The sequence below is a fragment of the Salmonella sp. 741265073_HBA genome (assembly GCF_046569105.1).
In the GTDB taxonomy this organism is placed as follows: Bacteria; Pseudomonadota; Gammaproteobacteria; order Enterobacterales; family Enterobacteriaceae; genus Salmonella; species Salmonella enterica.
Genome location: NZ_JBKFRY010000009.1, coordinates 1 through 13,818, shown reverse-complemented (window position 1 = coordinate 13,818; position 13,818 = coordinate 1). Strand labels below are relative to the sequence as shown.

Here is a 13,818-nt window from a genome sequence, read left to right as displayed (position 1 = left end):
ACCTTACTCCTCTGGATCATTGAACCCCAGCAGCCAGGTAAAAATAAACCCGGCAATTACCGCTATTAAATAGCCTAACAGATAGAACAGGACTTTTCCGGCAACAATTGTTAATGCCAGCGGCAAACCGGAAATACCAAAGGTAATTACCGTCGCCACTTTCCAGTAGCTGATCAACGCCCCGCCTACCGCGCCGCCGAGGCAAGCGCCAATAAATGGCTTACCCAATGGCAGCGTGACGCCAAAAATCAGCGGCTCGCCAATCCCCAGCAGTCCGACAGGAAGCGCGCCTTTAATCACCTTTTTGAGTCGCGCATTGCGGGTTTTCATCAGTACGGCAATGGCCGCGCCTATCTGACCAACGCCCGCCATCGCCAGGATGGGAAACAGCGCGTTATAGCCGTGCGCTTGCACCAGCTCCACATGAATAGGCACCAGCCCCTGATGCAGCCCGGTCAGTACCAACGGCAGGAAGGTTCCGGCTAACACCGCGCCCACCAGAAAACCGCCGCGATCGATAGCCCAGGACGCGCCGTGAGCGATAGCGTCTGAAATCCAGCCGCCAAGCGGTTGCAGAGCGACAATCGCTACCGCGCCGGTGATAACAGTCGTCAATAAAGGGTTAAGAATTAACTCCAGCGACCCCGGCAGCAGCTTACGGAACTGGCGCTCAATCCAGCACATTAACGCTACCACCAGCAGGACGGCGATGACGCCGCCCCGTCCCGGCTGAAGCGCCTCGCCAAAGAGCGTAATCTGCGCCAGTTGCGGGCTGGAAAGGATCCCCGCCATCACGCCGCCTAACGCCTGCGATCCGCCAAAAACTTTCGCGGTATTGACGCCAACCAGAATGTTCATGATAGCGAACACCGCGCTACCAAATATCCCCATCAGGCCCAGCAGGTTAGGATAGAGGACGGCAACATCGCCAACGATATCCGGACGTTTAAGAATATTGATAATGCCGGTAATCAAGCCGGATGCGATAAAGGCAGGGATAAGCGGAATAAAAACATTCGCCAGCTTACGCAACGCATCGCTCATCGGCGCTTTATACTTCGCTTTCGCCTCGGATTTGGTACGCGCCATAGCGTCGTCCGGCTTTACACCATCTGCGGCAATCTGCACGCGCATCGCATCAACCACCTGCGCAGCCTTCCCCGGCCCAACGATCAGCTGATGTTGCTCCCCTTGCTTTACGTATCCACTGACGCCAGGCAACGCTTTTAAGCGCGGAATATCTAGTTGGCTGTCGTCCTGTACCTCCACCCTGACTCGCGTCATACAGTTTTCCAGGCGCAGAATATTTTGCTCTCCGCCGATACCACGTAAAATGTCGCTGGCGAGCGCTGCCGTCTTATCCATACACACCTCTTTAGTGTTCTAACGCCGCCCTTAAAAAGCCCTGATGAGCAGCGAGTTTTTCCCTGGCGGCTGCAGCATCCAGCCCCGTAAGCGCCATCAAAATGGCGGGCTTAACCTCAAAATCGGTCTGTTTCAGCAACGTTTCCGCCTCTTCACGACCTATCCCGGTCGCTTCAACGACCATCCGACACGCGCGATCGACCAGTTTGACGTTGGTGGCTTTCATATCCACCATCAGGTTCTGATAGACCTTACCGAACTTCACCATCGCGCCGGTAGAAATCATATTGAGCACCATTTTCTGCGCGGTGCCGGATTTCAGCCGCGTGGAGCCGGTAAGCGCTTCCGGCCCGACAACGGGCGAAATAGCGATATTAGCCTCCCGCGCAATAGGCGAATCTGGATTACAGGAGACGGCAACAGTGGTACAACCGGACTGTCGCGCATAGCGCAGGCCGCCAATCACATAGGGTGTACGCCCCGACGCCGCGAGCCCCACGACCAGATCCTGTTCTTGCAGATTTAGCGCGACAAGATCGTCTTCGCCTGCCTGTTGGCTGTCTTCCGCGCCTTCGACCGCTTTCAGCAACGCGCCCGGCCCGCCGGCAATCAGCCCGACGACCAGACCGTGCGGAACGCCAAACGTCGGAGGACATTCTGAGGCATCCAGTACGCCAAGCCGACCACTGGTGCCCGCGCCCATATAGATGATACGTCCGCCAGACTTCAGCGCCGCCGCAGCGGCATCCACCGCACGCGCAACGTCAGGCAGAGTGGCTTTTACTGCTTCCGCTACCAGCGTATCCTGTTCATTAAAACGCTTAACTAATTCAAGGGTAGGCAACGCATCCAGATCCATCGTTTGCGGGTTACGGGTTTCAGACACTAAGGTACCAAGATTCATTTTTGTCCCTCTGGAATTTTTAATTCATAATAAGCGTCCATGATGGAATAGAATATTCCCCCAGGCGAGTGAAATTTCGTTTTGTCGTCGCCATCACGTTTCGCAGGAGCTGCTCATGAACTGTTTGATTCGTATTCGCCAGCGTTATCCGGATCTCGCGCAAAGCGACAGGAAACTGGCGGATTATCTGCTCGCGCAACCGGATACGGCGCGACATCTGAGCTCGCAGCAACTGGCAGCCGAAGCGGGCGTCAGCCAATCCAGCGTAGTCAAATTCGCGCAAAAACTGGGATTTAAAGGGTTTCCTGCATTGAAACTGGCTATCAGCGAAGCGTTGGCCAGCAATCCTAATCCGCATTCCGTTCCCGTTCATAACCAGATTCGCGGCGACGATCCGATGCGCCTGGTCGGGGAAAAATTAATTAAAGAGAATGTGGCGGCGATGCACGCCACGCTGGACGTTAACAGTGAAGAAAAACTGTTAGAAAGCGTCACGATGCTGCGCCACGCCCGCCGTATTGTGATCACCGGGATTGGCGCCTCTGGGCTGGTGGCGCAAAATTTTGCCTGGAAGCTACTGAAGATTGGCATTAACGCGGTGGTTGAGCGCGATATGCACGCCCTGCTGGCAACGGTGCAGGCGCTGGCGCCGGAGGATCTGCTGCTGGCGATCTCTTATTCCGGGGAGCGGCGCGAGCTGAACCTGGCGGCGGACGAAACATTACGCGCAGGCGCGAAAATCCTGGCCATTACTGGTTTTTCTCCCAACGCCTTGCAGCAGCGCGCCACCCGCTGTCTGTATACGATTGCCGAAGAGCAGGCGACGCGCAGCGCCGCTATCTCCTCGACACATGCGCAAATGATGTTGACCGACTTACTGTTTATGGCGCTGGTACAACAGGATTTAGAGCGGGCGCCGGAGCGTATTCGCCATAGCGAGGCGCTGGTAAAAAAACTGGTTTGAAAATGGCTCTTCCGCCTCATGCAGAAGAGCCATCAAGTTTATTGCGCTTCTTTAGCGTGAATCAATTGCGTCAGGAGTGTGTTAACCGGTACGGCAATATTGTTCTGAGCGCCGATTCGCGCAATCGCACCATTTAAATAGTCGATTTCAGTCAGTCGGCCTTTATGTAAATCCTGATGCATAGAAGGATAGTGGTGGCCGCTCTCACGCGGATCGAACACTTTCTTCACCGTATTCATCACCATTTGCTCAGTCAACGGAATATTCTGGCTGGCAGCAACCAATACAAACTCATCAACTACCGCTTGCGCTAAATCTAAAGCACCAGGCCGCTGACCAAATCCGCCGACATTACAATCCAGTAGCGCGCAATAGGTGTTCATTACGCTATTAAAGGCTGCTTTCTTCCAGATCGATAATAATACGTCAGGGCTTATTTCAGCATTCAATCCCGCGCTATTAAGGGTGGCAATGACCTTAGCCTCTTGAGCCGAATCCTGGCTGGCAATCGGCTGCAGTTCAATCGTTCCGGTACCGGTGGCCATAATATGCCCAGCCCCCTCCAGTTCGCTGGACCATAACGTCACACCCGCATAGATTTTCTGCCGATCGACATATTTCTCCAGCGTTTCGATATTTCCCAGGCCGTTAGATAAAATCATCACTACTTTCGCGGCTGGCAGTAATGGCTTGATACGCTGTAACATGCTATCCAGCTGCATTGCTTTGGTAAACAGAATAACCAGCTCAAACTCCCCCTGGAATTCATCAGCCAACATAGCAGGGATGGGGTAATACTTCTGAGTCGTTTCCGTTTCGACAAACAACCCCTTGCTACGAATAGCATCGACATGCTCCTGCCAGCTATCGATAAGCGTCACGTCGTGCCCGGCCTCCAGCAGCATATAGCCAAAACGACATCCCATAGCGCCTGCACCTGCGATTGCAATTTTCATTTTTATTTCCTTATTATCTGATTAATGAATTTTGGCTAAAACCGTTGCGACATATTTTTTCGTTATCAGGGTCAACACGACTCCAATAAGCAATAGCACCGTGGTCAAAATAAATACCGTATTGTAGCTTCCGGTATATTTTGCAATAGCGGACGTGACGTAAGGAGCAATAACCGCACCGACGGCAAAACCAAAATACATAAAGCCGTAGTTTAGTCCCTGGTTACGCATACCAAAATTCTGGCTGGTCAAGCCAGGGAAGATAACTAATATACCGGCATAAGCAAAGCCCACGCCCAGAGCGCTGAAATAGAATACAGAAGTATTGCCGTTGAAGAACAACAATAGCAGCATACAGACGCAGGTAAAAAGATAAACGATAACCAGAGTATTGTAGCCGCCTAATTTATCGGTTAACCCTCCCCAGAACAGGCGACCAATTGAGTTAAATATCGATACCAGGCTAACGACTAATGCACCGGACAGTAAACCGTACTGCGTCATACCAATTTGCGCAGAGCTTGAGCTAATTACCATCCCAGAGAACACGCCCAGCGCCAGAATCATAAACAGCAGCCAGAAGCGCAGATCTTTCAGCATGTGCCGATAGTCTTTATCCATTGGCGATGCTTTAATTCCTCCGCTATCTTTTGCTGGCGCGCTACGAATAAAGAACTGGACGATAAAAATAACCACCAGATAAACAATGCCCAGATATAACAACGCCCGACTAACATCGTGAGTTTGCGCCATAAAATATTCGGCCAGGCGGGTGCAAAGTAGCGTCCCGACGCCAACACCCGCCAGTACGATACCGCTGGCAAGACCGCGACGGTCAGGGAAAAATTTCAGAATATTATTCAGATTACCCGTAAAAGCCAGGCCCGATCCCAACCCGGCAATGACGCCGTAGGTTAAAAACAGCATTGGCAAATTATCCACAAACCCGGACAAGATAAAACCTAAAGAAAACAGGATACCGCCGATAACTATCGCCTGCTTTCCTTTACCGTTGTCGATCATTCTCCCGCCCCAAATCATCGGTAAAGGAATGATCCCCATATTGATAGAGAATGCTAACGCCAGCGTAGCCGGATCCCAGTGATATTGCGCCATGAGTGGTGTTTTGAAATAGCTAAATGCGTAGACGCCCCCGAGCACAAAATTGATGCACACGTGAGCGGCAAGCATTCCCCAGCGGTTGATTGATGCCGACATAATTTTCCCTTTTTAAAATGCACTGATCACAGTTTAAAAAAAGCAAAATAGGCAAACAATTTGGTATTTTTTATAATCGTTATAACAAAACCCAATCGATTGGCATTAAATTTTAATGAATATCAAACAACTACATTCCTTCCTGATATTGTGTGATGAATTACATTATGGTCGGGCAGCCAGTCGCCTGTTTATCACTCAGCCATCATTAAGTCAGCAAATCAAACAACTTGAGTCATCACTTAAAACAATATTATTTAAGCGAAAAGGTAGAGGAATTAAATTAACAAAAGCAGGCATTATTTTGCAACGACATGCTAACAAAATAATGCTGGATTTAAAAAATGCCGAAAATGAACTTCTTCCCTACCAGGATCAACAGCGCGATACTATTTCAATCGGGGTGTCAGGCAGCTACCTGGTCCTGCCCGCTTTTCGCAACTTTATGGCACACCATCCGGAAATATCTTTAAATGTTAAAGAGTTCTCAACTGAGCAAACCATTAAAAAGCTGACGGATAGCGCCGTTGATATTGGCATTGTTTATCGAACAGCGCTCCCTGCCCAGCTAAGCTCGACCATGCTGTTTGAAGATGAAATTATCGCTGCAATCCCACTTTCTCATCCTCTGGCGACACGCGAACGTCTGCAGCTAAAAGATTTAAACGACCAGCCCATTATCGTGCTTAATGACTCTCTGCTATTAAGAGGGATCATCACCACAGAATTTAATAACCGCAAAGTCGTTCCTAACGTCATCTGCGAACTGGATAACCACTACTCATGCCTTGAGTATGCCGAAGCGCAGATTGGCATCGCATTTATTACCCGCTCGCTAACCCATTTATCGACACCCAAAAATGTTCGCCTGGTTTCACTGGGCATCCCCGCATTCTTTATTCCTGTCATGCTGGTGCACAGTAATGATCTTTCACTGGATAACGCAACCATCTGCCTGCTCAAGCAGATCAAAAATTTTTACACTGTAGATAACAAATCAGCGCCAGAAAAGAGCTGGCCCGAGCAGAAAATAGGCGTATAATGCCCGCCCGATTTGTGTTGTTTCTGAGAATTTCCTGATGGCGCTGTTAATCACCAAAAAATGTATCAATTGCGATATGTGCGAGCCGGAGTGCCCGAATGAGGCGATTTCAATGGGCGACAGCATTTATGAGATTAACAGCGACAAATGCACCGAGTGTGTAGGCCATTACGAAACGCCGACCTGTCAGAAAGTCTGCCCGATCCCCAATACGATTTTGCAGGATCCCGCCCATGTCGAAAGCGAAGAACAGTTGTGGGATAAGTTTGTTCTGATGCATCACGCAGATAAACTGTAAGCGGGTTAACGCATTTCCAACGCAACAATACCTAATGACGCTATGCTTATCAGGCCGACAATATATCGGCCTGTAGGTCAGATAACGTGTTTACGCCGTCATCTGGCAAATCTAACTTTCCAGAATGACCGTAGCGCAAGCGTAATGGCGTTCATCGGCCAACGTGACATGCATGTGCGCCACACCGAGTTTTTCCGCCAGCATTAACGCCTCGCCCCACAGCCGCAAACGTGGTTTTCCCAGCTCATCGTTAAACACTTCGAACTGATTAAACGCCAGACCGTTGCGGATGCCGGTGCCAAAAGCTTTCGCTGCCGCCTCTTTGACCGCAAAACGCTTGGCGAGAAAACGCACCGGCTGCTGATGCGTCTCCCAGATAGCCCACTCGTTGTCACTGAGCACACGCCTTGCCAGACGTTCGCCGGAACGGGAGATCACTGCCTCAATGCGGGCAATCTCTACAATGTCCGTTCCCAGGCCGAGAATCGCCATTAGCCGCGCGCTTCCAGCATCAAACGTTTCATTTCAGCCACCGCCTCTTTCAGGCCCGTCATCACTGCCCGACCAATAATGGCATGACCGATATTAAGTTCGTGCATTTCCGGCAGCGCGGCAATAGCTTTGACGTTATGGTAGGTCAGGCCATGACCCGCATTTACTTTTAGCCCCAGACGGGCCGCCAGGGCCGCGGCGCTGGCAATACGCGCCAGCTCTTTTGCCTGTTCCGCATCGGTTTCTGCGTTGGCATAGCAGCCGGTATGGATTTCGATAAACGGCGCGCCGACTTCCGCCGCCGCGTTGATTTGCGTTTCATCGGCATCGATAAAGAGCGAAACCTGGATGCCAGCCGCCGCCAGGCGCGCACAGGCATCACGCATTTTATCGCGCTGTCCGGCCACATCCAGACCGCCTTCGGTGGTGACTTCCTGGCGTTTTTCCGGCACCAGACAACAGAAATGCGGCCTGGTTTCTACGGCGATCGCCAGCATCTCTTCGGTCACCGCCATCTCCAGATTCATACGCGTATGCAGCGTCTGACGCAGAATGCGCACATCGCGATCGGTAATGTGGCGACGATCTTCGCGCAGGTGTACGGTAATGCCGTCCGCGCCTGCCTGTTCAGCAATAAACGCCGCCTGTACCGGATCCGGATAGTCGGTGCCGCGCGCATTACGTAACGTGGCAATGTGGTCAATATTGACGCCTAACAGTAATTCAGCCATGACAATCCTCGTTAATCTTTCTTCGTTTTTACTGTGCGTTTGGGCATAAATTGCCGGAACAGGTCCCGGCTTTTTAACGGTTTTCCCCCAAGATACGGCTTTAATGCCATACGGGTAAAGCGTTTAGCGGCACGCAGGGTATCTACATCCGGAAATTCCCGCGCCTCCAGCGCTTTCAGGTGCCGTCCGGTAAAGGTGTTGTTATCGATGACGACGCTGGCGAAAAAGCCTTTTTCTTCGCGGTAACGGTAGGTCATGGTGTCATCTACCCGTTCGCCGCTGCCTGCACAGTGGGTGAAATTGACGCCATACCCCAGATGACCCAGCAACGCCAGTTCGAAACGTCGCAACGCCGGTTCAGGCGAGCCGGTGGTTCCCGCCAGCGCCTGAATACAGTTCAGATAATCAAAAAAGAGTTCGGAGAAGCGCGTTTCATATTCCAGTACGCGAGAGAGGAGTTCGTTGATGTACAGGCCGCTATAGAGCGTAATACCGCTTAACGGCAGCGCCAGAGAAACTGCCTCGGCGCTGCGCAGGGTTTTCACCTCGCCGCGTCCGCTGTAGCGTAGCAATAACGGCGTAAAAGGCTGCAACGCGCCTTTCAGATTGGAACGTTTAGATCGCGCGCCTTTGGCGACAAGGCGCACGCGCCCCGATTCTTCCGTGAAGACGTCCAGCATCAGGCTGGTTTCGCTCCAGGGGCGACTGTGCAGGACAAATGCGCGCTGCCACCCTTCCACGCTGTGTTAACTCACAGATCGTCTACGTAACCGAGACTGCGCAGAGCGCGTTCGTCATCGGCCCAGCCGGATTTCACTTTCACCCACAATTCCAGGTGTACCGGCGCTTCGAACATCTCCTGCATATCTTTACGCGCTTCAATACCAATGGTTTTGATCTTGGCGCCTTTGTTGCCAATCACCATCTTCTTCTGCCCTTCGCGCTCGACGAGGATCAGCCCGTTGATATCATAGCCGCCGCGTTCGTTGGTAACAAAACGTTCAATCTCAACGGTAACGGAATACGGCAGCTCGGCGCCGAGAAAACGCATCAGCTTTTCACGGATGATTTCAGACGCCATAAAGCGCTGAGAGCGATCGGTGATGTAATCTTCCGGGAAGTGGTGAATAGCTTCCGGTAAATGTTTACGCACGATACCGGCAATGGTATCGACGTTCATACCCGTTTCAGCAGAGATCGGTACGATATCAAGAAAGTTCATCTGGCTTGCCAGGAACTGGAGGTGCGGCAGCAAATCGGCTTTTTCCTGCACGTTATCCACCTTGTTAACGGCGAGAATAACCGGCGCTTTGCCATCGCGCAGTTTGTTCAGGACCATTTCGTCGTCCGGCGTCCAACGGGTGCCTTCCACAACGAAAATCACCAGCTCAACGTCGCCAATCGAACTGCTCGCCGCCTTATTCATCAAACGGTTAATGGCGCGCTTTTCTTCCATATGCAGACCCGGGGTATCGACATAGATTGCCTGATACGGGCCTTCGGTATGAATACCGACAATGCGGTGGCGCGTGGTCTGCGCTTTACGGGAAGTGATCGAAATCTTCTGCCCAAGCAGTTTGTTCAGCAAGGTGGATTTGCCAACGTTCGGACGTCCGACGATGGCAATAAATCCGCAGTAAGTTTTGTCGGTGCTCATTCCAACTCCAGTTTTTTCAGCGCCTGTTCGGCGGCAGCCTGCTCCGCCTTACGACGGCTGGAACCCGTGCCAACCACCGGTTCGCTCAGGCCGCTGACCTGGCAGTGGATAGTAAATTCCTGATCGTGCGCCTCGCCGCGTACCTGCACAACCAGGTAAGATGGCAGCGGCAGATGGCGACCCTGCAAATACTCCTGCAAGCGCGTTTTAGGATCTTTTTGTTTATCGCCCGGACTTATCTCATCCAGACGGGTTTTATACCAGTTAAGGATTAACTGCTCGACGGTCTGGATATTGCTATCGAGAAATACTCCGCCGATTAACGCTTCAACAGTGTCCGCCAGAATGGACTCTCGACGGAATCCGCCGCTTTTTAATTCGCCCGGCCCTAAACGCAGGCACTCGCCTAAATCAAACTCACGGGCTAATTCCGCCAGCGTATTACCACGTACCAGCGTGGCGCGCATACGGCTCATATCACCCTCATCCACCCGTGGGAAACGGTGATAAAGCGCGTTAGCGATAACGAAGCTCAGGATTGAATCGCCTAAAAATTCCAGGCGTTCGTTATGTTTACTGCTGGCGCTGCGGTGAGTTAATGCCTGCTGCAACAGCTCCTGATGATTAAAAGTGTAGCCCAGCTTCCGTTGAAGCCGATTAATTACGATGGGGTTCATGCGATACCAATAAATGAATGCGTCAACAATCCAGCACACGAAACAGACCTGATACACGTCATCTGTCCTGCCGCATCGCTGCAGCGGAAAGAAGGTTGTCTATAACCAACGCTGTTTCGTGTGCCGTGGCGACCAAACGGCGCCAACCTAAAACTTCGGGGGAATATTCTATACACAACGACAGGGGATGTCGTTAGTCTGAGGGAATTTATCCAGGAAATAATTCACGCTGCCGCTAAAAAGACGGCAGCGTGAACGATCATTTCGTCACAGTTAGTGAATACCGCCGATACGACTCAGGCGTACGCCTGTCGGCCACTCCCCTTCCTGCTTGTCAAAGCTCATCCAGATAGCGACCGCTTTACCGACCAGATTCGCTTCCGGAACAAATCCCCAGTAACGGCTATCCGCGCTGTTATCGCGGTTGTCGCCCATCATGAAATATTGCCCCGGCGGTACAACCCAGGTCGCCAGCGGTTGTCCTGGCTGTTGGTAATACATGCCCAACTGATCCTGAGCTATCGGCACCATCAGGATGCGGTGGGTCACATCGCCTAACGTCTCTTTACGTTCGGTCAGGCGAATGCCGTTTTCTTTTGTCTCGTTTAGCGGAACCTCAAAGAAACCGCTGGTCGCTTCTCCGCCGTTACGGCGGGCAAAGGTCTGTACAAAATCGCTCGGCTCAACGTTAGAGTAGGTAACCGGCAGCGCATTTTCGCACGCCTGACCGGAGCTACAGCCAGGCTGAATCGTCACCTCTTTTGCAACCGGATCATAAGTGATTTTATCGCCCGGCAAACCGACGGCGCGTTTGATGTAATCTAACTTAGGATCTTCCGGATATTTAAATACCACAATATCCCCGCGCTTTGGATGACCGGTTTCAATCAGGGTTTTCTGGTAGATCGGATCTTTAATGCCGTAGGCAAATTTTTCCACCAGAATAAAATCGCCGATAAGCAGTGTCGGCATCATTGAGCCTGACGGGATCTGAAAGGGTTCATAAAGAAATGAACGAACGATCAGAACGATCGCCAGAACCGGGAAAACCGACGCCCCGGTCTCCAGCCAGCCCGGCTTAGGCGCCACTTTATTGAGCGTAGCGTTATCCAGCGCATCTCCCGACGCCGTTTGCGCGGCAGCCTGGCGCGCCCGACGTTTTGGCGCGAAAACAAACTTATCAACGCACCATAAAATGCCCGTCACCAGTGTGGCTATCACCAGAATCAGGGCAAACATGTTCGCCATGCCAACTCCTTAGGGATTATTTATTGTCTTTACCGACATGCAGAATGGCGAGGAACGCCTCCTGAGGCAGCTCGACGTTACCGATCTGCTTCATGCGTTTCTTACCTTCTTTCTGTTTCTGCAGCAGTTTTTTCTTACGACTGATATCACCGCCGTAGCACTTCGCCAGCACGTTTTTACGTAACTGTTTTACCGTCGAACGGGCAATAATATGCGTACCAATCGCCGCCTGAATCGCGATATCAAACTGCTGGCGTGGGATCAAATCTTTCATCTTCTCCACCAGCTCGCGACCACGGCTTTGCGAGTTATCACGGTGCGTGATCAGCGCCAGCGCATCGACACGTTCGTTGTTGATTAACACATCAACACGCACCATGTCGGAAGCCTGGAAGCGCTTGAAGTTATAATCCAGAGACGCATAGCCGCGCGACGTTGATTTCAGACGGTCAAAGAAGTCGAGCACCACTTCCGCCATCGGGATTTCATAGGTCAACGCGACCTGGTTACCGTGATATACCATGTTAGTTTGTACGCCGCGTTTCTCAATACACAGCGTAATAACGTTACCTAAATAGGCTTGTGGTAACAGCATATGACATTCGGCGATAGGCTCGCGCAGTTCATAAATGTTATTCAACGGCGGCAGCTTGGAGGGGCTATCAACATAGATAGTCTCTTTCGCCGTTGTTTCTACTTCATACACCACGGTCGGCGCAGTGGTGATCAGATCCAGATCGTATTCGCGTTCCAGACGCTCCTGAATGATCTCCATGTGCAACAGGCCGAGGAAGCCGCAGCGGAAACCAAAGCCCAGCGCCGAGGAGCTTTCCGGTTCATAAAACAGTGAGGCATCGTTCAGGCTCAGCTTGCCGAGCGCGTCGCGGAAACTTTCATAATCGTCGGAGCTGACCGGGAACAGACCTGCATAGACCTGCGGTTTCACCTTCTTAAAGCCCGGCAACGCTTTTTCCGCTGGGTTACGCGCTGAGGTTAAGGTATCGCCAACCGGCGCACCGAGGATATCTTTAATGGCGCAGACCAGCCAGCCTACTTCGCCGCACTTCAGCTCGGTACGATCAACCTGTTTCGGCGTGAAGATCCCCAGGCGGTCAGCGTTGTAGGTCTGCCCGGTACTCATCACTTTAATTTTGTCGCCTTTACGCATGGTGCCGTTTTTAATACGCACCAGCGATACCACGCCCAGGTAGTTATCGAACCAGGAGTCAATAATCAGCGCCTGCAGCGGGCCGTCCGGATCGCCTTGCGGCGGCGGGATATCGCGCACCAGGCGTTCCAGAACATCCGTCACGCCGACACCCGTTTTGGCGGAGCAGCGTACCGCGTCCGTCGCATCGATACCGACAATGTCTTCGATTTCTTCCGCCACACGCTCCGGATCGGCGGCCGGCAGGTCAATCTTGTTAAGCACCGGCACCACTTCAAGATCCATTTCCATCGCGGTGTAGCAGTTCGCCAACGTTTGCGCTTCTACGCCCTGGCCGGCATCCACCACCAGCAGCGCGCCCTCGCAGGCGGCTAACGAACGGGAAACTTCATAGGAAAAGTCAACGTGTCCCGGCGTGTCGATAAAGTTCAGTTGATAAGTTTCACCATCAGACGCTTTAAAATCCAGCGTCACACTCTGGGCTTTAATAGTAATACCGCGCTCACGCTCAAGATCCATCGAATCAAGTACCTGAGCTTCCATTTCACGGTCAGACAGGCCACCGCAGATTTGGATAATACGGTCAGACAGCGTCGATTTACCGTGGTCAATGTGAGCAATGATGGAGAAATTTCTTATGTTCTTCATAAATATGAATTTTTCAACTCGCTATGCTGATAAATTTTTCTTGATGGACACAGCGGTGGACATTCCACAATAACTACCCCATCAACGACTGGCGTGCATATTACACTGTAGCTTTGCAATCGTCAGCATACGATCTGCTGATCAACATGCGATGTTACATTACAATAGTGGTCCATACGACCTATAAACACGGTTACAGTCAGTATTGACTAAACAGCAGGCAGCCTACCAAAGCTCATTCTTGCATACAACGTGGTTGCAGCAATTCAAAAGGAGTACTACCCCTTTTGACAGTCATATGCATCAATCCTACCTACATGACCTGTTTGTTCCGTATCAATAATAATACCTCTAGAAAACTGTCGTAATATATACGTATTATAAGTATCTATTGAATAGTTACTACCGTCATAACCAGCAATACCAGTAATTGTTTTATCCTCAGTTCGA

14 protein-coding genes are annotated in these 13,818 nt (G+C 51.5%); 3 read left to right on the top strand and 11 right to left on the bottom strand.

The genetic code is table 11. The features are described 5' to 3' along the window. Positions 1 to 3 precede the first annotated feature (3 nt). Both ACLD3P_RS13405 and murQ read right to left on the bottom strand, forming a co-directional pair. Positions 4 to 1,365, bottom strand: a complete 1,362-nt coding sequence (locus ACLD3P_RS13405) for a PTS transporter subunit EIIC (RefSeq protein ID WP_131046806.1) — start codon at positions 1,363 to 1,365, stop codon at positions 4 to 6. A gap of 10 nt (positions 1,366 to 1,375) precedes the next feature. Beyond that, entirely contained in the window at positions 1,376 to 2,269 is an 894-nt protein-coding gene (murQ, locus tag ACLD3P_RS13400; protein ID WP_411006400.1) for an N-acetylmuramic acid 6-phosphate etherase, read from the bottom strand. A gap of 115 nt (positions 2,270 to 2,384) precedes the next feature. Between murQ and ACLD3P_RS13395 the strand changes: the two genes are divergently transcribed. Continuing rightward, complete coding sequence (locus tag ACLD3P_RS13395; protein ID WP_000995694.1) at positions 2,385 to 3,233, top strand: MurR/RpiR family transcriptional regulator; 849 nt, start codon at positions 2,385 to 2,387, stop codon at positions 3,231 to 3,233. Positions 3,234 to 3,271: 38 nt separating this feature from the next. On the opposite strand, the gene ACLD3P_RS13390 is transcribed toward ACLD3P_RS13395, so the two are convergent. Then, a complete protein-coding gene (locus tag ACLD3P_RS13390) occupies positions 3,272 to 4,189 on the bottom strand; it encodes a ketopantoate reductase family protein (RefSeq protein WP_411006401.1) in 918 nt (305 codons plus the stop codon). Between the two features lie 21 nt (positions 4,190 to 4,210). Next, the gene (locus ACLD3P_RS13385) at positions 4,211 to 5,407 is read right to left on the bottom strand and encodes an OFA family MFS transporter (protein ID WP_001607053.1); all 1,197 of its coding nucleotides are present in this window, start codon (positions 5,405 to 5,407) and stop codon (positions 4,211 to 4,213) included. Between the two features lie 115 nt (positions 5,408 to 5,522). Between ACLD3P_RS13385 and ACLD3P_RS13380 the strand changes: the two genes are divergently transcribed. Beyond that, complete coding sequence (locus ACLD3P_RS13380; RefSeq protein WP_048591752.1) at positions 5,523 to 6,449, top strand: LysR family transcriptional regulator; 927 nt, start codon at positions 5,523 to 5,525, stop codon at positions 6,447 to 6,449. Between the two features lie 37 nt (positions 6,450 to 6,486). Next, the gene (locus ACLD3P_RS13375; RefSeq protein ID WP_001196290.1) at positions 6,487 to 6,747 is read left to right on the top strand and encodes a YfhL family 4Fe-4S dicluster ferredoxin; all 261 of its coding nucleotides are present in this window, start codon (positions 6,487 to 6,489) and stop codon (positions 6,745 to 6,747) included. Between the two features lie 111 nt (positions 6,748 to 6,858). Here the strand turns inward: ACLD3P_RS13375 and acpS are convergent, their stop codons facing one another. The 7 genes from acpS to lepA form a co-directional block, all read right to left on the bottom strand. Continuing rightward, positions 6,859 to 7,239, bottom strand: a complete 381-nt coding sequence (gene acpS / locus ACLD3P_RS13370) for a holo-ACP synthase (RefSeq protein WP_076934885.1) — start codon at positions 7,237 to 7,239, stop codon at positions 6,859 to 6,861. Beyond that, positions 7,239 to 7,970 carry a pyridoxine 5'-phosphate synthase gene (pdxJ, locus tag ACLD3P_RS13365; RefSeq protein ID WP_053445210.1) on the bottom strand — a complete coding sequence of 244 codons (732 nt, stop codon included), beginning with the start codon at positions 7,968 to 7,970 and terminating at the stop codon, positions 7,239 to 7,241. Before pdxJ ends, acpS begins: the two co-directional genes overlap by 1 nt. An 11-nt stretch (positions 7,971 to 7,981) precedes the next feature. Next, entirely contained in the window at positions 7,982 to 8,710 is a 729-nt protein-coding gene (recO, locus tag ACLD3P_RS13360) for a DNA repair protein RecO (RefSeq protein WP_411006402.1), read from the bottom strand. An 11-nt stretch (positions 8,711 to 8,721) separates the two neighbouring features. Further along, entirely contained in the window at positions 8,722 to 9,627 is a 906-nt protein-coding gene (era, locus tag ACLD3P_RS13355; protein ID WP_000102230.1) for a GTPase Era, read from the bottom strand. Continuing rightward, positions 9,624 to 10,304 (bottom strand): ribonuclease III, encoded by a 681-nt coding sequence (gene rnc, locus ACLD3P_RS13350; RefSeq protein WP_001068341.1) that lies wholly within the window; start codon positions 10,302 to 10,304, stop codon positions 9,624 to 9,626. The genes era and rnc overlap by 4 nt, the downstream gene beginning before the upstream one ends. Positions 10,305 to 10,577: 273 nt before the next feature. Further along, positions 10,578 to 11,552 carry a signal peptidase I gene (gene lepB, locus ACLD3P_RS13345; protein WP_000002559.1) on the bottom strand — a complete coding sequence of 325 codons (975 nt, stop codon included), beginning with the start codon at positions 11,550 to 11,552 and terminating at the stop codon, positions 10,578 to 10,580. Positions 11,553 to 11,568: 16 nt separating this feature from the next. Then, the gene (gene lepA, locus ACLD3P_RS13340) at positions 11,569 to 13,368 is read right to left on the bottom strand and encodes a translation elongation factor 4 (protein WP_000790154.1); all 1,800 of its coding nucleotides are present in this window, start codon (positions 13,366 to 13,368) and stop codon (positions 11,569 to 11,571) included. Positions 13,369 to 13,818: the final 450 nt, after the last annotated feature.